Here is a 20,590-nt window from a genome sequence, read left to right as displayed (position 1 = left end):
CGGTCCAGAACCAACTGCGCGTGACAGCGACGCGCCCGAGCTGGCATGGATCCCACCGTGCGCCCACGCAAACCTGCGCCTCGCTCGACCGTGCTCGTGTTGCTGGTTCTCGCGGCGTGGTTGTGCGTGGCACCCCAGGCCCGCGCGACACCGCTGAGCGGCTCGCTGCTGCACGCCTCCCTGTTCGCGGGCCCCAACGGTGGTGACCCCGAGCCGCACAGAAGCGCGTCATCCCCGGTCGGCACCTTGCCGGGTTCGTTCGTCGTCGATGATCACGGGGCCGCTCGCTACTCGATCCCGATCCAACTACCGCCAGCCGCCCGCGGCCTCGAGCCGACGCTCTCGCTCGACTACGACAGCCAGCGCGGAGACGGCCCGCTCGGGGTTGGGTGGAGCCTTGGCGGCAGCTCGGTGATCACACGCTGCGGACACACGCTCGCCGAAGACGGCGAGGTCACGCCCGTGCGCATGACCAACGAAGACGGCCTGTGCCTCGACGGTCAGCGCCTGACGCTGATCGACGGCGCGCCGTTCGAGCTTGGCGCGACCTACCGGCCCAAGCGCGACGACTTCTCCCGCGTGCGCGTGGTCGCCCAACTCGACGAGAACGGCTCGAACACCTGCCATGGTGGGTTTGGGCTCGAGCTGCGTCGGCGCGACGGCACGATCGCAACCTACGGATGCCGCCGCGACGCGACCGTGTCGACCCACCTCGGCGCGAGGACGTGGGCGCTGTCCCAGGTCCGCGATCGCTTCGGCAATTTCGTCGACTACCGCTACATCTACGAGACCGCGGCCGTGACCGACGCGCAGGGGCAGCTGCTCGGCGAGGCGGACGTCGAGCACTACATCTCCACGATTAGCTACGGCGCGCACGCGCAGCTGCACACCAGCACCCGGCACGTCCGGCTGGACTGGGAGCCGCGGCCGGATCCATGGCACGGGTACAGCCTCGGCGCACCGCAGCGGCAGTCTTCTCGGCTTGCGAGGGTCTCCACATTCGCGCCCAACGGGCTCGTGCACCGCTACGAGCTCGACTACGCGAGCCCGAGCATCACCGAGCGCAGCTTGCTCCACGCGGTTCAGCAGTGCGACGCCAAGCAGGTCTGCAAGCCCGCGACCACCTTCGAGTGGGAACCCGGCGAGCACGGCTTCGAGAAGACGCCCGGCGAGGTCAACTTCGCCGAGCGGGCCTTCTTTCCGTTCATGCTGTTCCCCAACGAAGAGCAGTACGTGCTCGATCCCTTCGCGGAGCTCATGACCCTGCTCGACGCGAACGGCGACGGACGCACGGACATGTTCCTCTCGGCTGGGGACGGCAGCGCAAACCTGCCAGCCCATCGTGGTTGGGAGACGTGGACCTCGCAGCCGGGCGCCCACGGCGAGGACTATCAGTACTGCGGATCCACGCGGGACAACTTCGAGCAGTGCGCGGCGGCGGGGCACTACCTGGTCTACGAGAGCGAGCGCAGCGGCATGCTGGCGCTCGGCTCCCACGCCACCAGCGGGCGGACCGTGCCGCCGATGTTCGCGGCCGACTACGACGGCGACGGCCGCGACGACGTCTACGCGCTCGGTGACAATGTGCCGCTCCCCGGCCTCCCCCCGACGGGGCGCAGCTTCTATGTCGCCCGCAGCCTGCCGGAGGGCGGCGTCGATCAATTCGAGTTCGACCCAGGCGCTGGGTTGATCTGGCTGTTCACAGGCGCGGATCAGACTGGCGACGGCCTGGGTGATCTACTGTTTTGCGCGGGCGAGGCGGAGCTCGAGGAGCCCGAAGTCGGCACCGGGCGCTGGATGTTTGCACCCAACGTCCCGGGCGTGGGGTTCAACGCCAACGCCGTGTTCGACACCGGCCTGGTCTGCTCGAGCTACGACAAGCTGCTGCACCTCGACCACGACGGCGACGGCCTGGCCTCGCTGCTCGTGATCCCGACCTGGGACGCGGACACGCACAGCCGGATCCCCTCGAAGCAGTGGTCTGACTATTCGGCGATCACCCTCGATCCCAACAATGACTGGGCCGGCGCGCTCACGCCCACCGGGCTCCCGCCGGATCTGGCCCAGCGCTGGCGGGCGAGCCTCGCGGGCCACTACAACAACTCCGACACCGCGGACGACTTTCCTCGATCAAACCAAGGCTACGGCGCCGATCGGATCTTGGATCTCAACGGCGACGGCCTGCATGACGTCCTGCGCTATGAGCTGAGCGCCGGCGACGGGCCCGACCAACTCGAGGTCATCTACAACACGATCGTGGTCGATGATCCCCCGCTGCCCGAGTGGGGCGGCGTGCGGATCTGGATCAACACTGGCGCTGGCTTTATCGACGGCGGGTGGTTGATGCAGTCGGAGGTCGAGGGCAACCGATCATTCGCGCGCTACTTGGCCTCGGGTGTGCTCGACTACGACGGCGACGGCGTGCTCGACTACCTCACGCCCGTCGATGATCCCAACGCAGACGACTGGGCCTGGACGGTCTGGATCAGCAACGGCGACGGCAGCTTCGACGAGATGCCGGTCTCGCTCGACCTGATGGTCGACGACATCTACACCAACCCGCGAGCCAGCACCGCGTTTGATCTGAGCGGCGACGGGCTCCACGACGTTGGCGTGTTCACGTCGCTTCGTTGGATGCTGCGCGAGCGTGTGGGCGAGGTGCCCGACAAGCTCGTGCGGATCCAAAACGGCTTGGGCGCGACGGTCGAGGTCAGCTACCGCTCGCTCACCGACTACGACGCGCCCGCGCGGCTGTATGCGCTGGATCTCGACAGCTGCGCCTACCCGCGCCGCTGCGAGCGGGATCCACGGATCGTCGTGGACGCCCACTGGCTCGACGCTGGCGGCCAGCTGGTGCCGCGCCAGTTCGAGCACCGCTACGGGATGTCGCGCGGCGATCGTGAGGGCCGACGTCCGCTCGGCTTCGCGTCGCACGAGACGATCGAGCTCGACGAGCAGGGCCAGCCGATCTACCGGCGGCGGGTTGGCTATGGCCACACCCACGCGCCCGAGCTGCTGGACTTTCCGTACACGGGCATCCCCGCGACGATCACCGAGGACCACCGCGACGTCGAGTCTGGCAAGCACGTCGTCACGCACATCCACCGCGTGTTCGACTACCTCGAGACCGCGCCTGGATACTACCCCTACGTCTCGCAGCAGGTCTCGCGCAGCTACGAGCTCGACGCCTGCGCCGACACGTTCTGCGAGCCGGACGACTTCCACGCTGACGCGCGCACGCGCGACGTCGTCGACACCGTGTTCGAGCTCGACGACTACGGAAACCCAACCGTGTTGTCGACAGCGATCGACACGGGAGACGCGACGCTGAACTATCGACGCGAGCTCGGCTATCTCAACGACGCGGACAGTTGGTTGCTCGGCCTGCCGATCTACGAGCGCACCCACTTCCTCGAGCTCGGCCAGACCCCGCGCAAGCGCGAGTGGATCGCCAGCTACGACTCGGACACTGGCGCGCTGAAGACCCACACGCTCGAGCCTGCGCGGCCCGAGCTGTTCTTGCACACCAGCCTCGGCTACGACGCGCACGGCAACCTGATCACCCAGACCGCGACCGACGCTGACGGCGAGCAGCGCGGCAGCGCGGTCAGCTACGACGACGAGGGCGTGTTCCCGATCCAGGGGTCGAACGCGCTCGGGCACAGCTCGACGCTGCGGTGGGATCCCGGCTTGGGCGTGGCGATCGAGGCGACGGATCCCAACGGGTTGCGCAAGGTCGCCGACTACGACGGCCTTGGCCACGTGACGGGATTGCGCAGCTTTGCCGGGGTGATCCCGCGTGGTGACGAGACGACCTTCAGCTACGAGATGCTGGGCCCAAACTTCAGCGCTGCGGTGCTGGAGATCCGTCAAGACACCGCCGGCCACGGCTACGACATCGCCCAGTATGATCGGCTTGGCCGCGTGGTCCTGACCCGCGGTCCTGGGCACGACGGGGTCGCGCGGGATGTCACCACTCGCTACGACCGGCTGGGTCGCGTGACGCGGGTGAGCTTGCCGACGATCTACGGGCTGCAACCGGACGGCGTGGATCGCTACGAGTACGACTTCGCTGATCGACTGGTTCGCCACTGGCTGCCCGACGACACGTCCGAGTCGTGGGTTCATGACGGCCTCGAGCGGGTCCACGATGATCTGGGCGGGATGATCTCGGTCACCCGCCGGGATCTGGGGGGGCGCGTGGTCCAGAGCACCCGCGCGCTCGGGAGCCCGGACGAAGAGCTTGTGTGCTTCGACTATGGCGCCTGGGAGCAACCGACGCTGGTCCGGCCGGACTGCGTGGGGCGAGCCGCGCTGGGCGTCGACGAGGGCGAGGCGCCGCCCACGATCAAGAGCTTCGCCCACGATGATCTGGGCCGCCTGATCACCAGCCACGATCCCAGCGAGGGCCTGCGCAACTACTTCTACAACGGGCACGGTGAGCTCGAGCTGTTCGTCGACGGCAACGACGACGAGGTCGTACTGCAGCGCGACCCGCTTGGCCGCGTGGTCACCCGCAGCGACACCGACGGGCTGACGATCTGGAGCTTCGATCAGAAGTTCATCGGCCAGCTCAACGCCAGCATGAGCGCCGATGGCCACGAGCAGTCGTTCGAGTACGATCCGTTTGGGCGGGTTCAGGCGCTGACCAAGGTCATCGCGGGCGAGAGCTTCGAGCTCGAGTTCGAGTACGACGGGTTCGATCGCCTCGCCGAGATTCACTACCCGCAGGCCGAGCTGCTGCCGCCGTTTTGGGTGCGCAACAGCTACACGGCGAGCGGGCAGCTGCGCGAGGTCCGAAGTGGGCCGACCGACGAGCTGCTGTGGCGGGTGGACGAGGTCGACGGCCTCGACCGCGTGACGGCGGAGCGGTTTGGGAATGGCACGATCACCGAGCGCAGCTACGACCCGCTGCGGGAGTTCACGCAGACGATCCAGACCCGCTCCGAGCTGGGCGGGACCTTGCAATCGCTGGCGTATCAGTGGAACCCCGACGGCACGCTCGGGCGCCGCGAGGATCTGATCCACGGACAGCACGAGAGCTTCGAGTACGACTTCTTGCACCGCGTCGCGTCCGTGCACACGACCCACGCGCAGCAGACCCACGAGCGCCACTTCGCGTATGACAGCCTGGGCAACTTGGTGTTCGCCACGGACCGGGGCGAGTACGAATATGACGCCAACGGCCGGCTCGCGGTCGCGGACGGCAGCGGGCACGAGTGGGACGGCAACGGGAACTTGCTGGCGCGCACCGGCTCGCGGCCGGCCACGCTGGCCTACACCGCGTTCGACAAGCCGGCCGAGCTCACCAGTTCAGCGGGGCTGATCGCGTTCGAGTACGACGCGGATCAGGATCGGGTCTACCGCTACAGCGAAGCCGACGCGCGCGAGACGATCTACGTGACGGAGCTGTACCAGCGCCACCGCGACGAGCTCACCGGCGAGACCCAGCATCACTACTATGTGCCTGGGCTCGAGCGGATCGTCGCCAGCGTCGTCGACACCGACGACGGCATCACCGCGAGTCGGACCACCCACTATCTGCACGTCGATCATCTTGGGTCGACCGACACCGTCAGCGACGAAATGGGCGTGGTCGAGCAGCGCATGTCCTTCGATGTATGGGGGAAGCGACGCGACGCCGAAGACTGGAGCCTGCCCGACGAGTTCGCGCAGCTTGGCGCCGTGAACCTCGGCTACACCGGGCACGAGGCCCAAGAAGACGGCGGGCTGCTCAACATGCGCGGGCGCATGTACGACCCGCAGCTGGGGCGGATGGCGAGCGCGGATCCTCTGGTGGTCGCGCCGAACAGCACGCAGGGGTGGAACCGCTACGCGTACGTGCTCAACCAGCCGCTCTCGCGCACGGATCCGAGCGGGTTTGAGCCGACGGGCGCGCCGCCTGAGGGGGGCGCCGCCGACTCTGCGAACACCGACCCGCCGCAGCGAGGCGCGAAAGGGATGGAGGGCCGCGGCACAACCACGCAAGGCCCACCCAAACCGACCGACATGCGGCACGGCGGCGGCTCGGAGCCAAAGGCCAGCCAAGCGGCTGGCGAGCAGGGCCCGGGCGCGGGCGGCAAGCCGCCGCGTGGCGATGCGCTTCCGCCGAGCGGGCCGTCGGTCTCCGGGATGATCGCGGGCTTCATGCTCGACGGCATGAAGTCGTTGGCCCTCGGCGGTGGCGTGACGACGCCGCACCCGCTCGAGGGCTTCACCGACAGCATGCTGCCCAGCGAAGGACCGTCGCAGGAGCGGCGCCGGTTGAACGTGTCCGCCGAGGCCGCCAACCGGGTGTCGCAGGTGATGCAGGACCCGCCGACTTACGTCGTGATCTCGATCGAGATGACGCTGTTCTTGATCGGTGGCGACGCCGAGGCGGTGGGGGCGCTGATCGAGGGCGGGATCGAGGTCCTCGCGCGACGACAGGCGAAGGAGGCGCTGCCGCTGGTCGCGGGGACCCTGAAGAAGAAGACCAGGAAAGGTACCGCCAACGGCCAGCGAGCCGGGTTGCGGCATACTCGGGCCTCCAAGAAAGCAGCCCGCGAGCTTGGTGACGGTCTTTGCCCAAAATGTGGTACTGAGATGACCGATCCGACGAGACGGGTTAAGGGAAGCAAGGTCAACCCCGCGGAAGCGCAAGGAGATCACATCCACCCCAGGTCAAAAGGTGGAGATGGCGCGACTCGGAACGATATGCGCAACATCGAAACAATTTGTGCAAAATGCAACCGACTGAAGAGTGCTAGCATCGAATGACCGTGACGCGAAAGAGCAAGATCATCTTTGATCTCGAGCCAGACGAAGACGGCTACCCACCAATTGGGTCGGAAGGTCTAAATGCCATCGGTCTGGATGATGGAACATTCATTCTCGATAACACGCCATTCTTTGTCACTGAGGTGGCCCTTGGTGATCGCGTAGTGGCCGAACAGATCCCAGACAGTGAAGGCAGGTTCGCCTTCTCCCACGTGCTGGAGCCGTCGTCGGAGAAAGCTATCTCGATCATCTTCTTGGCGGACCACTTGGGTGAAGAGATTTTTCAGAACCTACGCGCTCGCGGATGCTACTGCGAGTATGGAGAATTCGGAAGTCTGAAGATGCTCGCGGTGAGCGTCCCGGAGGCATGTGACTACCGCGATTTACGGAAATACTTGATGTATCATCGTAAAAAGAAACATCTGAGTTTCGCGGAGCTTGCGGTCTGACGGTGCTACAGCCATTTTTACGCATGAGGGCCTCGGGGTGGGCATGAGCGAGCGGGCCTCCCTCGCTCTGGGCCGTCCGCGTCTCGCCAGCGAACAGTCGCGGATCCTGATAAATGGCGCGGCGTTGACGGAGGATTGTCCCACGTTAAGTCAAGGCGCGACGATATCGAAGGGCAAACCGGTGCACGGCCCACATTCACCCCGTACAATTGAACAACCTCCAGTCCACCGAGCCGTCATGTCTTCACGAATCACTCAGTTTTTTGCCTTGCCGGATGAGCTATATTCTTGGCTCCGCGCGGCCAAGAATGACCTAAATCTTCAATTCGTGCTAGAGAATGATCCTGGCGTGTTCGAAGCGGCTTTGCTTGCCGACGTCGAGGCCGCGACGTTCTGGCAGTTCTATATAGCCGATAGTGCGCTCGAGTTCCCTATCGTCGACCCGACCGAAAACCCAAATCGGTGGGGTCTGGTGACATGTGATCGCCCCGAGATCGTGGACGGCGATACGTTGCTGCTGTCGGTGATCTCCTCGAAATCTGATTGGCGAGACGAGGAACGCGTCCTCCATGAGAACCTCGCCGGACACAAACTACTAGCGAAGCTTCGTCGCCGGTTCAGCAAGAATCTACAAGGCCCGATGTGGCTAGGAACGGTGGGCAAGCGCGGTCCCGGGCGCGAGTTCCGGGATCTCCGCTATTCGGAGGGCGCGGCTCAGTGGTACCGTGACGGAGGGAAATTGCGCCAACGTGGCGTAGCCAACAGCAAGTTCATGATCGAGCCGTCTGACTAGACTTACACCCCTGAGAGGCTAAACGCCGACTATTCGCTCGGTTCGGGCGATGGATGCGTCAACGATACGTTCACCGCACGCAGGTGGCCAGCCCACGTCGTACCGTCTCGTCGGCTTTGACGGCGATGGGCTCGTTCACTCGTCTGCGTCAACGAAGTCGCCGTCGTGGACCCACAGCCAGTCGTTGTCGTCGTCGACGATCACGTCCGCCGCGAGGCGTTGATGCGCCCGCCGCTGCCGCTGCACGCGGTCGCCAGGTCGAGGGAGGCGGTCACCGCGGGGGAGTGGTTCTTGCGCGTTGCGCCCGAGATCCTAGCCGCTCTCGAAGATCTCGACCCAGCGCGAGCGCATCAAGCCCATCCGCAGGATATCCAGGCGCTCCTCCGCGCCCTGCAGCTCCTGCAAGAACACCCCCTCCAGCGCAAACCCAAATTGGCTGTTGAGGTTCAGGTTTCGCACGTTCACGTCGGTAGAATAAATATAGACTTTCTCATAGGCCAAGATCTTGAACGCATAATACAAGAACGCGAAGGTTGCCCGCTTGCCGATCCCCATGCCCTGCAGCTCGCGGTGGCCAACCAACTTGCGCATCTCGAGCCGCCGGGCGTGCTCGTCCAGGTTCTCGGCGCCAATGATCCCGACCGGCTCGCCCTCGTACTCGATGCAGAAGTAGCGGCACGCCGCGCTGGCGAAGTGGGCGGCGAGCTGCGCGGTGCCGGACGTCGTCGCGGGGTAGGGGGTCACGAAGCTCGAGCGCACGCCGGGCTCGGCCAGCCACTCGCTGACCTGGTCGAGCAGCGCGTCGTCGAGCGGGCGCAGCACCACGCTGCGGTCGACCTGCAACATCTGCTCGTCGGCCCAGCGATCGCTGATATGGTTGACGTCGAAGATCCGGCTGTAGAAGTGGTCCTGGGTGCTGGGTTGGCTCTCTTGCTTCGACACGTGCCCAAGCAGGTGCGTGGCGATGGTGACGATGTCGCCTTTGGGCACGCCATAGTTGACCAGCTCGTTGAAGAATCCCTTCGTGACCAGCTTGAGCATCTGCTCTTGCTGGCGCCGCTCGACCTGCTCGAGATCCGATTTGTCCGTGGTCATAGTTCCCTCAGGGGACCACGATAACACCGTTGGACGCGTCAGAGCGCGCCATGTCATGAACGGTCGCGGGCTCTCAATCGGGCGCGGTGACGCGCTTGGCGAGGGCCAGCAGCGCGTCGACGGGTGCGTTGTCGTGATAGTCGTCGTTGACCCACGCGTAGTGCAGCACATCGCCAGGCCCAATCACGTGGGTGGCCCCAAACTTGAACGGGTTGGGGCCGGTCTTGCCTTGGCGTGCGCCGTGGATCCGGGCTTTGAGCGCCGCCCACAAGACCCGGGGTCGGAGGACGCCAAACCACGGGCCTTGCTTGACGCGGATGACCTCGTGGCTGGCCATGGTCTTGTCGACCAGCACCAGGTAGGGGATTTTTCGCTCGGCCACGAACTCGCGGGCGTACTGGCGGCCCCCTGTGCCAATCGCGACCAGTCGCGCGCCCGTGGCCTCGAAGTCGCCATAGAAATCCCGCAGCGCGCCGGCGTAGTGGCGGCACAGGATGCAGCCGAAGTGGCGCAGGTGGATCAGCACGACCGGACGCTCGGACCACAGCTCGCCGAGCGTGTAGGTGTTGTCGTCGGCGTCGACCAGCGTGATGTTGGACAGCGCGCCGGGCACCTCGGGCCTGCAGTCGATCTCAGCCACGCACGCACGCTAGCACGCGGGGCGCCGACACTGGCATATTCGGCGGTTCTGGGCCCCAAGACCGAGGCCGCGACCCGCGACGCTCATGGGGTCTGCGCCGCGGTCGTTGGGGTGGCTACCCCAACGACGGCGGATCGTGGATCACGGGTCCTGGCTACCGGTCTCGAGCGCGAACGAGGGCGTGTAAGCCCAGGGGCAGACCTTCGTTGAGCGGGCCTTTTTGCCCAACTGCGGCGTCGTCGAGCAGAGATTTAATCTGCCCACTTTCGATACTTTGGGTGTACGATTCTCGTATGGAGAGAAAGATCGAGTTCATCATCCTCGGTGCATCCATCCTGTGCGCGGCATGTAGCGACGAGACCACGGGCCCCGACGCCGCTGCGTTCGAGGAGCTGTGTGGGGTTGAAGAGCCCGTGCGGGTCTTGCCGCTCGAGCTGGATCATGCCAACGTTTCGTTCCAGACCAGCGTGGTTGGTGGTCGTTACCTGGTCCAGCTTCGCACACAACCCAGCGCCCACAACTACGCCACACAGGTCTGGTCCGTGGGTCGCTGCGGCGAGGACCCCGTCAAGCTATACGACGGGCCGGACGCGACGGTGTGGGTCTACGAGCAGCAGCCGGCAGTCCCCTACATCGTCGTCAACGATCACATCGTCGCGCACGACCTCGCTGGTGTCGCCCCACCCAACCCCGTCTTCCAGACCAGCGGTCTGTGGGCGTCACCGAGCGATCATGGCCTGGTGAGCATCCTCGGAGATGGCGACGTGGGCACGCTCGCGCTGCAGCGGTGGCCCAATGATCCGCTGACACAGGTCGCAGAGTTGGTCGTGCTGGTTGACGAAGTCAAGACCCACGTGTCCCCAAACGCCAGCCCACCCCCAAATGTCTTCGAGGTGTTCCACGCCAACAACGACGAGGTGTTTGCGTTGACCGTGGCCGACGAGCTGGTCGTCGTCGATCTCGCCACGCTGGCGGTGACGACCCTCGCCCAGGATGTGCGCGAGTTCGACGTTGGGCCCAGCGGCCGCTGGCTGCTCTGGCAGAGCACCGAGATCACCAACGATGATCCTGACTGGCACGAGGGGCCGGTCTTCATGCTCGATCGTGAGTCCGGGGAGTCCATCCTGCTCGACGAGACCGCGCTTCGGTACCAAGTTCAGAGCGCCCTCACGCTCGAGCCGCTCGACGTGTTTTGCTACCAGCGGTCTTTAGCGAGCGGGTACGGCCGCCGCTGTGTTCAGCTGTCAACGCTAGAGTCCTACGACGCACTCGGTGCATTCAATAACCCGTTGGCGTTCATGACTGTAGCGAACGACACCGACGCGGTGATCAAATTTGGGACAACGCTGACGGTGGTCAACTCATCAACTGGTGAGGCGACGGTGCTGCACGAAGGCGCCAAGGCCGACCTGCGGATCGACGCCGAGCACGTCAACATCTTGCGCAAGGACACGGGCGAGCTGATCCAGACCACATACTCCGGTCAGACCCGGGTGTTGGCCGAGTACGCAACGCGCGAGTACCAGATCGGCAGCGACGGCCGCGTCGTCACACCGGTCGCGGTCAACAATGACGACATCGGTCAGCTCGTGATCATCGACCCCGACACTCTCGATGCCAGCTACATCGCAGAGCGGGTCCACGAGCGTTCGCTCGCCCTCCACGAGGATGACGACGGGGGCTTGATCACCAGCTACGCGATCGTTGACTCGGACCCCGAGCGAGCCGGTGTCTGGGTGGCCAAACCAGCCAAGTGAGCTGGGTAGGCTTGCCTAAACCCTAGGCCTAAACCTTAGGCCTAAACCCTAGGCCTAAACCTTAGGCCTAAACCCGAGGGTAGTGCAGGCGCATGGACAGCGCCCCAAGCTGGATCAGCGCGCCATCTTCCAGCTGTGTGGGCGCGGTGATCACCTGCCCATTGACCCCACACACCCCCGCTTCAACCGGCGTCAGCACAGCCAGGTCCCCCGGACCCAGCCAGTCGCCAAGCCAGTCGAGCTTGGCGACTATCCGCCCCGCCGCCCCGCCGCCGATCCCCGTCAGCGCAATGGTCCCAGTCTGCTCGCCGATCGTGTGGCTACCCGGCACGATGATCTCTACGCTGCGCTCGAGGTCCAAGGTCGCGGCGACCGGCAGCTCGTACTCGTTGTGCAGGATCTCAGCCAGCATTCGGGCCGCGACGCCGCCGGTCGCAGGCCGCTGCTCGGGGTCCTTGGCCAACATCGCATGGACGACCGCGCGGGCGTCATCGCTGAGCATGCGCCCTTGCGAATGGGCGTTGATCGGCACCAGCTCCTTCTTGACGTGGGCGCCCAACCACCGAATCGGCTTTTGCGACAAGCGCAGCACCACGCTGGCCCAGGGCTCGTCGGGGAAGTAGGGCACGCGCCCGGTCAGCAGCTCGTACAACACCACGCCCAAGCTGTAGACGTCGCTGGCGGGGGTCAGGATCCCCGACTCGACCTGCTCGGGCTGGGCGTAGTGCGGGGTGCCGATCAGCATGTGCCCAACCGTGGCTTGCTCGCCCACGGTCACGCTGGGATCCCACGCCCGCGCCAGGCCAAAGTCGATGACCTTGAGCTGCTCGGTGCGCCGCGCCGCGCCGGCTGGACGCCGACAGATCCACAGGTTCTCTGGCTTGACGTCGCGATGCACGATGCCCTGCCGGTGGGCCTCGTCGAGGCCAACGCAGGCCTGGTAGATCAGCGCGAGCGCCCGCTCGGGCAACATCGGCTGGTCAAAGTCGTGCAGCTCGAGCAGCGTGCTGCCCTCGAGCAGCTCCATGACCATGTACCAGCGCTCGTCCGAGCCCATGCCGTGATCGAGGATGTGGACCACGTGCGGGTTGTGCAGCGACTGCAGCGCCCGGATCTCACGCAGCGCCCGGATCGCGGTGGTCTCTGAGCTCAGCGGGACCCGCGAGATCTTGAGCGCGATCACCCGGTCGCCGTAGCTGGGGTGCTGGGCGGCGAACACCCGCGCGTAGCTGCCACGGCCAAGCACCGCGAGGATCTTGAACTGGTCGTAGAAGTCGCCGGCGCGCAGCTCGAGCTCTTCGATGATCACTTGAGCCATGGAGAGTCAGTTGAACGAGGGTGGCGAGCTTGGCGTGGGGTAGTCGAGCACCATGCGCGTGCCTGCGATGTCGAAGTAAGTGCCGGGCACCAACAGCACCGGGCGCTCGAGCAGGTGGCCGTTGACCCACACGGTCCCGTGCGGCTGCGTTGGAGATAGCACGGCTTGGTGCCCAGGTCCGAGCCAGCGCAGCGTGGCGTGGACGCGGCCCGGCCCGCCAGCGGGGATGGCGATCGCGCAGGTCTTGGTGTTGCCAACCTCGTACCCGCCGGGGATCAAGATCTGGCTGGGGTTGGACCCGTCGGGGCGAGCGGTGCGAAGCAACGCGGCGACCGGGGTGGCGTAGATCGTGTGCAGGATCCACGCGAGGTGTTCGGCCGCGACGCCTCCTCGCGCGGGTCGGTGCTCGGGCTGCTTGGCCAGCATCCAGTGCAGCGTGTCGCGGACCGGCTCGGGCAGCTCCTGGCCGATCGGGTAGTGGTCGATCGGGACCAGCTCGCGCTTGACGTGGGCGGAGAGCCAACCCAGCGGATCATCGCGCAGCCGGTCGCGGGCGTGGTCGAGGGGCTCGTCGGCGAACAGGTGACTGTGGGCACTCAATAGCTCGTAGAGCACGGTGCCCAGGCTGTAGATGTCGCTGGCGGGGACCAGCACGCCGGAAGCCACCTGCTCGGGCTGGGCGTAGTGTGGGGTGCCGATCAGCATGTGCCCCACGGTCGCGTCGGTGCCCATGGTCGAGCCGGGATCCCAGGCCCGCGCGAGGCCAAAGTCGATCACCTTGCAGGTGTGGGTGCCCGCGCTGATCCACATGTTCTCGGGCTTGAGATCGCGGTGCACGATGCCCATCTCGTGGGCCTCGTCGAGCCCAACGCAGGCCTCGTAGATCATTCGCAGCGCCCGCGGGGGGTCCATGGGCTTGGCGAAGTCGTAGTGCTCGAGCAGGGTCTGACCCTCGAGCAGCTCCATGACCATGAACCAGCGCTCGTCTTCGCCCATGCCGTTGTCGAGGATGTGCACGACGTAGGGGTTGCGCAGGTTTTGAAGGATCCTGATCTCGCGAAGTGCCCGGATCGCCATGGCCTCTTCGGTGATCGGCGTACGCGAGAGCTTGAGCGCGATCGGCTCCGGGAAATTTGGCGAGCGCGCCGCGAACACCCGGGCGAAGCCGCCGCGACCGAGGACTTTGAGGATCTCGAACTCACCGTAGCGGTCGCCCGGTTGCAGCTCGAGCTCTTCGATGATCGCGTTCATGTTGTGGGGGTGGGCCCGGGACCCGGCCTGACGATAACCCAGGCGCTCGTCGAGCGGGCTCACCCCCTGCGCCGGACCGGTGGGCGCTCTAAATGCTCTAAATGGGGCCCAGCTTTTGGTACTCGCTGGGTGTCATGCCCATGTGCCGGGCGAAGGCCCGCGAGAACGAGGGGTGATCCGCGAACCCCACGCTCAGCGCGACCTCCAAGATTGGCAGCTCGGTGGTCCGCAGCTTGCGGGCCGCGTGGCACAGCCGGAGCGTGCGCAGGTACGCGCCCGGGGTCATCCCGACCACCTGCGAGAACTGCCGCAAGAAGTGGTACTTTGACAGCCCGGCGACCTCGGCGAGCTCGTCGAGCGTGACGTTGGCCGCGCCCTCGGTGGTCTCGAGGTTGCGGATGAACTCGACGGAGCGGGCGATCTTGCGGTGACCCACGCGGTTGGTCGAGCGCAGCATCGGCTGACGAAGGTTGGAGAATTCCTCGAACGCGAGCAGCACGACGTCGTGCAGCGCGGAGTCGATCGAGAGATCCGGCGCCATCGCGCTCGCGCTTGGGTGCCCGTGCAGATCGGCCAGGTCTTCGGCCGGCCCGTCGGCCAGGTCTTCGGCCGGCCCGGGTGCAGCTGCTGGGTCCGGCCCGGCCGGCAGCTCGATCTCGGGGTCGGCCGGGGTCGCCGGGTGGGGGTAGAGGCGGCTGCCGTGGTGCTCGCGGACCAGGCCCAGCAAGTCGACGAGGCGCGCGACCAGCTCCGCCTGCGGACCGGTCTTGACCACCGTGAACTCGGGGGTGGCGGTTGGCGCTCCGAGGTCGGCGGCGAGCCGCTCGACGACCTGACGATCCACGTACAAGCTGAGGTACTCGAGCTCCGCGTTGCCGGTTTGGTTGCCCGTGTGGACCTGCTGCGGGTTGATCAGCACCACGTCGCCGGCGGAGAAGCGCTCGGTCTTGCCGCTGACCTGGCACTCTTCTTCGCCCTGAAGCTGCGCGCAGATCAGGTACTCGTCGTGAAAGTGAGGGCTCAGTGGCAGCGCCGAGTTGGGACCCCACGCGTGGTAGAGCGTGAACCCGGCGCCGCCGTAGAACGCAGCGCGAAGGTCGAGCCGGGGAGTCATCGCTCGTACCTTTACCCAAATTGCGGTCAGCAACCAGCGGTGAGCGCGAAATCGATGGCGCGCCCCATCGGCAACATTCCCGTGACCGCAGCGCCCCCGTACACTCTGTCCGTGAGTCGAGATCCCCAGCACTCCCGCGCACTCGAGCTGCTCGAAACCCTTCAACGCGAGGAGTCTCCCGCGCCCGGGGCACCCGTCCGGCGCGAGACCTCTGGCGTGCGGATCCCCGTGGGTGGGGGGCTGTCGCAGTCGGCGGCGTGGCTCGAGCGGCTGTATCACGGCGAGCTGGTCCCGCGCGAGCGCAAGCCCCAAGTGATCGACACGCGCCGCAGCTGCGGCCCCTACATGGTGTCGGTCGATGAGCCGCCAATGGTGCTGCTCGACGCGTGCAGCCAGATCGCGACCTTGAACGAGGGCTTCGCGAACCCAGGCATCTTGCAGGGCCTGCACGAGGGCCGGTTCGATCGCTGCTTGTGGGCCAACCCCGACAACACCAACGTCGCGGTGCCCGAGCTCGACGAGTACGCGGCGTACTTGCTGGGTCGGGCGCCGGCCGGGCTGGTCCACGCCAGCTTCGTCTGCGCGGGCGGTGCGGAAGCCAACGAGAAGGCCCTGCGCCTGGCTCGGCTGCACGGGCCCGATCCAACCCGGCGCCGGGTGCTGGCGTTCGACGGCTCGTTTCACGGCCGCACGCTGGTGACCTTGGGCGCGACCTCGAACCCGGCCAAGCGCAAGGGCGTTGACATGCCCGGGTACGAGGCGGTGTTTTGTCCGCGGGATCTGGGCGCGCTCGAAACCACCCTGCGCGAGCGCGGTACGGAGCTCTACGCGGTCATGATCGAGCCCATGATGGCCGAGGGCGGCGACATTCACCTGGCCCGCGAGTTCTTGTTGGGGGTCCGCGAGCTCAGCCGCGCGCACGGCTTGCCGCTGATCGTCGACGAGGTTCAGACCGGGTTTGGGACCTCGGGCTCGTTCTTTTGGTGGACGCACCTGGGGCTTGGCGACAGCCCCGAGACCGCGCCGGATCTGCTGACCTGCGCCAAGAAGGCGGGGCTTGGCGTGGTGTTGTCGCGCTGGCCCGATGAAGAGCCGGCGCCGGTCAACGTGGCCTCTGCGTTGCGTGGGTTGATCCAAGCCGAGACGGCCCACATGCAGGCGGCGCTCGAGGCCCCGATCCGCGAGCGCCTGCACTTGTTGGTCGCAGAGTTTCCCGGGTTGGTCAGCGAGCCGCGCGTGGCTGGGACCGCGTTCGCGTTTGATCTGCCTTCGGCCCGCGAGCGCGACGCGTTCATCAACCAACGGTTCGCGCGGGGCTTCATGACCTACCACGCGGGCGAGCAGACCATTCGGTTTCGCCTGGGCTCGTGCTGGGAGCTGCCGCACCTCGACGATCTGTTCGCGCGGGTGTCGAGCGCGCTGCGCCGGCTCGACGATCCAACGGCGCAGGACTACGAGCCCGAGGGGGCCCGGCGTCGGCGCACGCGGCGGTTTGAGATCCGCGAGATTTCCGAGGACGACTGGGCCGAGGTCATGGCCCTCGAGCAGCGGGCCTACGAGCCCGAGCGCAGCGACACCGAGGACTTCTTGCGCGAGACCGCGGCCGCTGGGGTCGCCTTGGTCGCGCGCGACAGCGAGACCGACGAGCTGCTGGGGTTCGTGTTCGCGGCGCCGCTCGAGCACTACGCCGACGTCGCGGGCCCCGACGGCGATCGCTTCCGCGGGGTCGGGCACACGCTCTACGCCGCGGATCTGACCGTGTCCGATCAAGCCCGCGGCAACGGGGTAGGGCGCGCGCTCAAGACCGAGCAGATCCGCTGGGCGCGGGCCAATGGCTACACCTTCGTCTCGGGTCGCAATCGCGTGGGGCTGACCACGCGCATGGCTGGGCTCGCGCGCTCGCTGGGGGCCTACACGGCCAAGGTGCTCGACAACCAATACGGCGGCGACGCGCAGGCCGAGTACTACCGGATCCCGCTGCTCAGCCCAACGCCGCCCGAGCTGCCAGCTGCGTCGCAGCGCGGGCACGATCTCGCCAGCGGGCTGCAGGCGCCGTTTGGTCCGCGGCCGGCGTTCATGGCGACCCGTGAGCTGGTGGGGCCCACGGCGTCGCGCTTGAACCTGAGCAACTGGGCGACGCCAGACTCGATCCAGTATGCGGAGCACCTGCGCGCGATCCTGCCGCGCGGGACCGGGCACCTGTACACGACCAGCTCGCGCGACGAGCTGCTCGACAAGTCGCTGCGCTGCATCAAGATGGCCCGCCCGGCGGCGACGATCGCCGTGGGCGTGGACGGCGGTTATCTGGGCCACACCACCGCGTCGGCGCGCTCGCTGAGTGACCCCGCTGGGTTTGGGCCTGGGTTTGCGCTGTTCGAGTGGCCACGGATCCCGCACCCCGAGGACGTCGGCGTGGAGGCGAGCGTCGCGGCCCTGACCGCGTTGATCGAGACCCACGGCGCCGCGGCGATCATTGGCTTGTTCGTGGAGGTGGTCGGCGAGCGCTCGGGGAAGGTCCTGAGCAGCGCGGCCGCGCTGGCGCTGAGCAAGCTTTGCGGCGCCCATGGGATCCCGCTGGCGGTGGTCGAGACCGCCTCGGGTGGGTATCGCAGCGGGGCAGGGGCGTGGGGCCTAAACGCGCTCGACCCCGGCTTTTGTCCAAACTTGGTGCTGTGGTACCCGGGCGGGCAGCTGGGGCAGATCTTCATCGACTCGCGCTGGTGGGTGGGGACGCCGCTGATGTTGATCAGCACCTGGGACGGCGACGAGCTCTCGCAGATCCGCACCCACGAGCAGCTTCGCGCGGCTCATCGCAGCGATCTTGGGCCGGCGATCAACACCCTGGATGATCTGCTGTGGGAGGCCGCCACGGCCGCCGGCGAAGGGGCGCGCGTGGGCGGGATGGGCCTGTATCGCACGCTGAGCTTCGCGAGCGCCGAGCAGGCCACGTCGGTTTGGGAGGCGTGTCGCGCCAAGCACTTGTTGCTGGGTCGTGGGCTGCCCGACACCCTGTGCTTCGTGCCTGCGCTGGACGTCGCGCCAGCTGCGTTGCGCGGGCCGGTGCGGACGATCTTGCTCGACGCGATTGGGCACGGGCCTGGGCTCGAGCTGGGAGCCCGCGAGCGGCATGAGTGAGGCTGAGCCCGAGCACGCTGGCGTCCACCCAGGGCGCGGCCAGGACCCGCTCGATCCGCAGGTGATCTGCGGCCTCGTGGATGATCGGGCCCGGCTGCTCGCTGGCGCGGGCCTGCAGCTCGACGCGCTGCAGCCCCACGCCGCGCGCCTGCTCGCCCACGCGCCGATCGAGGCCGCGCAGCTGGGTGCGATCGCGGCCGCATGCGATCGCCCGCTCCACGAATTGCTGGTGCTCGACGGCGGCCTCGTCGAGCTGCTGACTGGCGCCGAGATCGAGCGCTCACTCGGGCTCTACGTCGACGGGCCCAACGGTCCAGTGTTGGCGGGTGCGTGGGCGCTGGCGCCGGCCGAGGCCGAGCACGTGACGCTGCGCCAGGTGCAGGTGGGCGAGCCGGGCTCGCGCTTGGCGTGGGTCCTGGGGCTGCCGGGCAGCTTGGGTCTCGCGGGGATCTCGGCCTCGGGCCACGCGGTGCTTGGCAACCTGTTGCGGCCGGCGGTGGGCGGACCGGGGATCATGGGCTCGGCGCTGCTGCGGCGGCTGCTGGCGGCGCCACGCCTCGAGCAGGCTCGCCAGCAGATCGCCGCGACCGCGCTGGTCGACGGGCGCAATTGGATGCTGGCCGACGGCCCCAATTTTTTCGGCTACGAGCACCTGGGTGGCGAGCGGATCCTGACCCGGGTCGGTCGCAAGACCGGCCACGTCCACGCCAACCATTGCTTTGATCCCTCGCTGCGCCAGCGCGAGGCCAAGCCCCGCAGCCCTCGCAGCTTTCGCCGGCTCGAGCTGGCCTCGACCATGTACGTTCAGCGCCGCCCGGACACCGCGGCGTCGGTGCTCGAGTTCTTCACGGAGGTCGAGGCCGCCGCGTTCGCGACCCCCGACGCCCGGGCCAACACCGTGTGGGCCGTCGAGCTCGCAACCGGGACCGCGCTGTGGCGGCGGCGCGCGGGTGACCCAGTCATCCACACCACATTCAGGACCCCACTGCGGATCGACGCGACCACCAAGGGCCGATCATGAATCTGACTCAGCGACAGCAATCGCACCTGTTCTTCACCTGGTCGGCCCAAGACCGCGCGAAGACCCTGGAGATCACCGACGCCTCGCGGGCCCGGTTCGAGGTCGCCGGCAAGGGTTGGGTGTGGGATCTAGAGAGCCAGGTCTACAACGTCAACGTTGGCCACAAGCACCCGCACGTGCAGGCCCGCATGATCGAGCAGATCGGCGCGTTGCCGGCCGCTGCGCCCAACGCCGTGCTGGAGATCCGCGCCACGCTTGGTGATCTGCTGGCCGAGCACACCCAGATGGCCAAGGCGTTCTTGACCACCGGCGGGTCCGAGGCGGTCGAGAACGCGATCAAGATCGCCCGGCTGGCGACCGGTCGCAGCAAGATCATCGCGCGAAAAAACTCGTATCACGGCGCGACCTTGGCGGTGCTCGAGATCGCTGGTGACCCGCGCAAGCAGCCCTTTGTTGCGAACATGCGGGCGCCGCTGCACATCGAGGATCCGCACCCGGCCCGCGCGCCCACGGCTGCGCGCGCGTCCGACTGGCTCGAGAGCTTGCACGAGCTGGTCGCGCGCGAGGGCGCGCAGACCATCGCCGCGATCTTGCTCGAGGGCTTCACCGGCACCAACGGGATGCAGCACCCACCCGCTGACTTTTGGCCGGGGGTGCGGGCGCTGTGTGATGCGCATGGGATCCTGCTGATCGACGATGAGATCTTCTCGGGCTTTGGGCGGACCGGGCGGTGGTTTGCCCGCGATCGCTGGGGCGTGAAGGTCGACATGATGACGATCGGCAAGGGCCTGACCTCCGGGTACGCGCCGCTGGCCGGGGTCATGGTCAGCGCCGCGCTGGCCGAGCGCTTTGACCAAGAGGTGCTGTGGTGCGGGCTGACCCACTATGCCCACCCGGTGTCCTGCGCTGCCGCGGTCGGCAGCTTGGAGGTGCTGGCGAGCGAGCAGCTGCCCGAGAACGCCGAGCGCGTGGGGCAGGTGTTCGAGCGGCGCTTCGCCACCATGATCGAGCGGCACGCGTGCGTGACTGGGCAGCGCGGGTTTGGGCTGATGCGGGCGCTGGAGCTGGATCGTGGCGCGGACGAGATCGTCGCGCAGGCGTGGGAGCTTGGGGTGTTCTTGCCCGCGCGCGGGCCGATGATCTGGGTGTGTCCGCCGCTGTGCCTGCGCGAGGATGAAGCCGAGACGATCGCGGACCTGCTCGAGGCGGCGATCGTCGCGGCGGCCTGAGGGCGCCCGCCCGCTTGGGCGGCGTACCT

The 20,590-nt window shown here is 67.1% G+C and carries 12 protein-coding genes; 7 read left to right on the top strand and 5 right to left on the bottom strand.

What is annotated here, in order from left to right:
- Positions 1 to 57 precede the first annotated feature (57 nt).
- The 3 genes from DB30_RS33085 (at position 58) to DB30_RS33075 (ending at position 8,001) form a co-directional block, all read left to right on the top strand.
- The gene (locus DB30_RS33085; protein ID WP_165704066.1) at positions 58 to 6,759 is read left to right on the top strand and encodes an RHS repeat-associated core domain-containing protein; all 6,702 of its coding nucleotides are present in this window, start codon (positions 58 to 60) and stop codon (positions 6,757 to 6,759) included.
- Between the two features lie 2 nt (positions 6,760 to 6,761).
- Complete coding sequence (locus DB30_RS33080) at positions 6,762 to 7,208, top strand: DUF4265 domain-containing protein (protein ID WP_052556625.1); 447 nt, start codon at positions 6,762 to 6,764, stop codon at positions 7,206 to 7,208.
- 238 nt (positions 7,209 to 7,446) lie between these two features.
- On the top strand, positions 7,447 to 8,001 hold the full coding sequence (locus DB30_RS33075) for a hypothetical protein (protein ID WP_146661700.1): 555 nt from the start codon (positions 7,447 to 7,449) through the stop codon (positions 7,999 to 8,001).
- 312 nt (positions 8,002 to 8,313) lie between these two features.
- On the opposite strand, the gene DB30_RS33070 is transcribed toward DB30_RS33075, so the two are convergent.
- Together DB30_RS33070 and DB30_RS33065 are read right to left on the bottom strand one after the other, a co-directional pair.
- Positions 8,314 to 9,096 carry a GNAT family N-acetyltransferase gene (locus DB30_RS33070; protein ID WP_052556621.1) on the bottom strand — a complete coding sequence of 261 codons (783 nt, stop codon included), beginning with the start codon at positions 9,094 to 9,096 and terminating at the stop codon, positions 8,314 to 8,316.
- A gap of 73 nt (positions 9,097 to 9,169) precedes the next feature.
- Positions 9,170 to 9,736: a peroxiredoxin-like family protein gene (locus DB30_RS33065; protein ID WP_052556619.1), complete on the bottom strand. Its 567-nt coding sequence runs from the start codon at positions 9,734 to 9,736 to the stop codon at positions 9,170 to 9,172.
- A 293-nt stretch (positions 9,737 to 10,029) separates the two neighbouring features.
- On the opposite strand from DB30_RS33065, the gene DB30_RS33060 reads away from it, so the two are divergent.
- Positions 10,030 to 11,493: a hypothetical protein gene (locus tag DB30_RS33060; RefSeq protein WP_052556617.1), complete on the top strand. Its 1,464-nt coding sequence runs from the start codon at positions 10,030 to 10,032 to the stop codon at positions 11,491 to 11,493.
- Between the two features lie 67 nt (positions 11,494 to 11,560).
- Here DB30_RS33060 and DB30_RS33055 read toward each other — a convergent pair whose 3' ends face one another.
- From DB30_RS33055 to DB30_RS33045, 3 genes are read right to left on the bottom strand one after another with little or no spacing between them, the layout of a single operon-like run.
- Positions 11,561 to 12,811: a protein kinase domain-containing protein gene (locus tag DB30_RS33055; RefSeq protein WP_052556615.1), complete on the bottom strand. Its 1,251-nt coding sequence runs from the start codon at positions 12,809 to 12,811 to the stop codon at positions 11,561 to 11,563.
- A 6-nt stretch (positions 12,812 to 12,817) separates the two neighbouring features.
- Positions 12,818 to 14,125, bottom strand: a complete 1,308-nt coding sequence (locus tag DB30_RS33050) for a serine/threonine protein kinase (protein ID WP_240480389.1) — start codon at positions 14,123 to 14,125, stop codon at positions 12,818 to 12,820.
- Between the two features lie 34 nt (positions 14,126 to 14,159).
- Positions 14,160 to 15,176, bottom strand: coding sequence for an AraC family transcriptional regulator (locus tag DB30_RS33045; protein ID WP_052556611.1), 1,017 nt, complete (start codon positions 15,174 to 15,176; stop codon positions 14,160 to 14,162).
- Positions 15,177 to 15,287: 111 nt separating this feature from the next.
- On the opposite strand from DB30_RS33045, the gene DB30_RS33040 reads away from it, so the two are divergent.
- From DB30_RS33040 to DB30_RS33030, 3 genes are read left to right on the top strand one after another with little or no spacing between them, the layout of a single operon-like run.
- Positions 15,288 to 18,311, top strand: a complete 3,024-nt coding sequence (locus tag DB30_RS33040; protein WP_165704065.1) for an aminotransferase class III-fold pyridoxal phosphate-dependent enzyme — start codon at positions 15,288 to 15,290, stop codon at positions 18,309 to 18,311.
- Entirely contained in the window at positions 18,304 to 19,332 is a 1,029-nt protein-coding gene (locus DB30_RS33035) for a C45 family peptidase (protein WP_146661695.1), read from the top strand. The genes DB30_RS33040 and DB30_RS33035 overlap by 8 nt, the downstream gene beginning before the upstream one ends.
- Positions 19,329 to 20,561 carry an aminotransferase class III-fold pyridoxal phosphate-dependent enzyme gene (locus DB30_RS33030; protein ID WP_052556603.1) on the top strand — a complete coding sequence of 411 codons (1,233 nt, stop codon included), beginning with the start codon at positions 19,329 to 19,331 and terminating at the stop codon, positions 20,559 to 20,561. Before DB30_RS33035 ends, DB30_RS33030 begins: the two co-directional genes overlap by 4 nt.
- Positions 20,562 to 20,590: the final 29 nt, after the last annotated feature.

The organism is Enhygromyxa salina, assembly GCF_000737335.2.
In the GTDB taxonomy this organism is placed as follows: domain Bacteria; phylum Myxococcota_A; class Polyangia; order Nannocystales; family Nannocystaceae; genus Plesiocystis; species Plesiocystis salina_C.
This window is presented reverse-complemented; position numbering and strand designations above follow the sequence as displayed.

What these genes read in the sequence shown, in the direction of transcription:
- DB30_RS33075 (WP_146661700.1), top strand. Translation starts at nt 7,447, where the DNA reads ATGTCTTCACGAATCACTCAGTTTTTTGCCTTGCCGGATGAGCTATAT.
- DB30_RS33070 (WP_052556621.1), bottom strand. Translation starts at nt 9,096, where the DNA reads ATGACCACGGACAAATCGGATCTCGAGCAGGTCGAGCGGCGCCAGCAA.
- DB30_RS33060 (WP_052556617.1), top strand. Translation starts at nt 10,030, where the DNA reads ATGGAGAGAAAGATCGAGTTCATCATCCTCGGTGCATCCATCCTGTGC.
- DB30_RS33055 (WP_052556615.1), bottom strand. Translation starts at nt 12,811, where the DNA reads ATGGCTCAAGTGATCATCGAAGAGCTCGAGCTGCGCGCCGGCGACTTC.
- DB30_RS33045 (WP_052556611.1), bottom strand. Translation starts at nt 15,176, where the DNA reads ATGACTCCCCGGCTCGACCTTCGCGCTGCGTTCTACGGCGGCGCCGGG.
- DB30_RS33035 (WP_146661695.1), top strand. Translation starts at nt 18,304, where the DNA reads ATGAGTGAGGCTGAGCCCGAGCACGCTGGCGTCCACCCAGGGCGCGGC.
- DB30_RS33030 (WP_052556603.1), top strand. Translation starts at nt 19,329, where the DNA reads ATGAATCTGACTCAGCGACAGCAATCGCACCTGTTCTTCACCTGGTCG.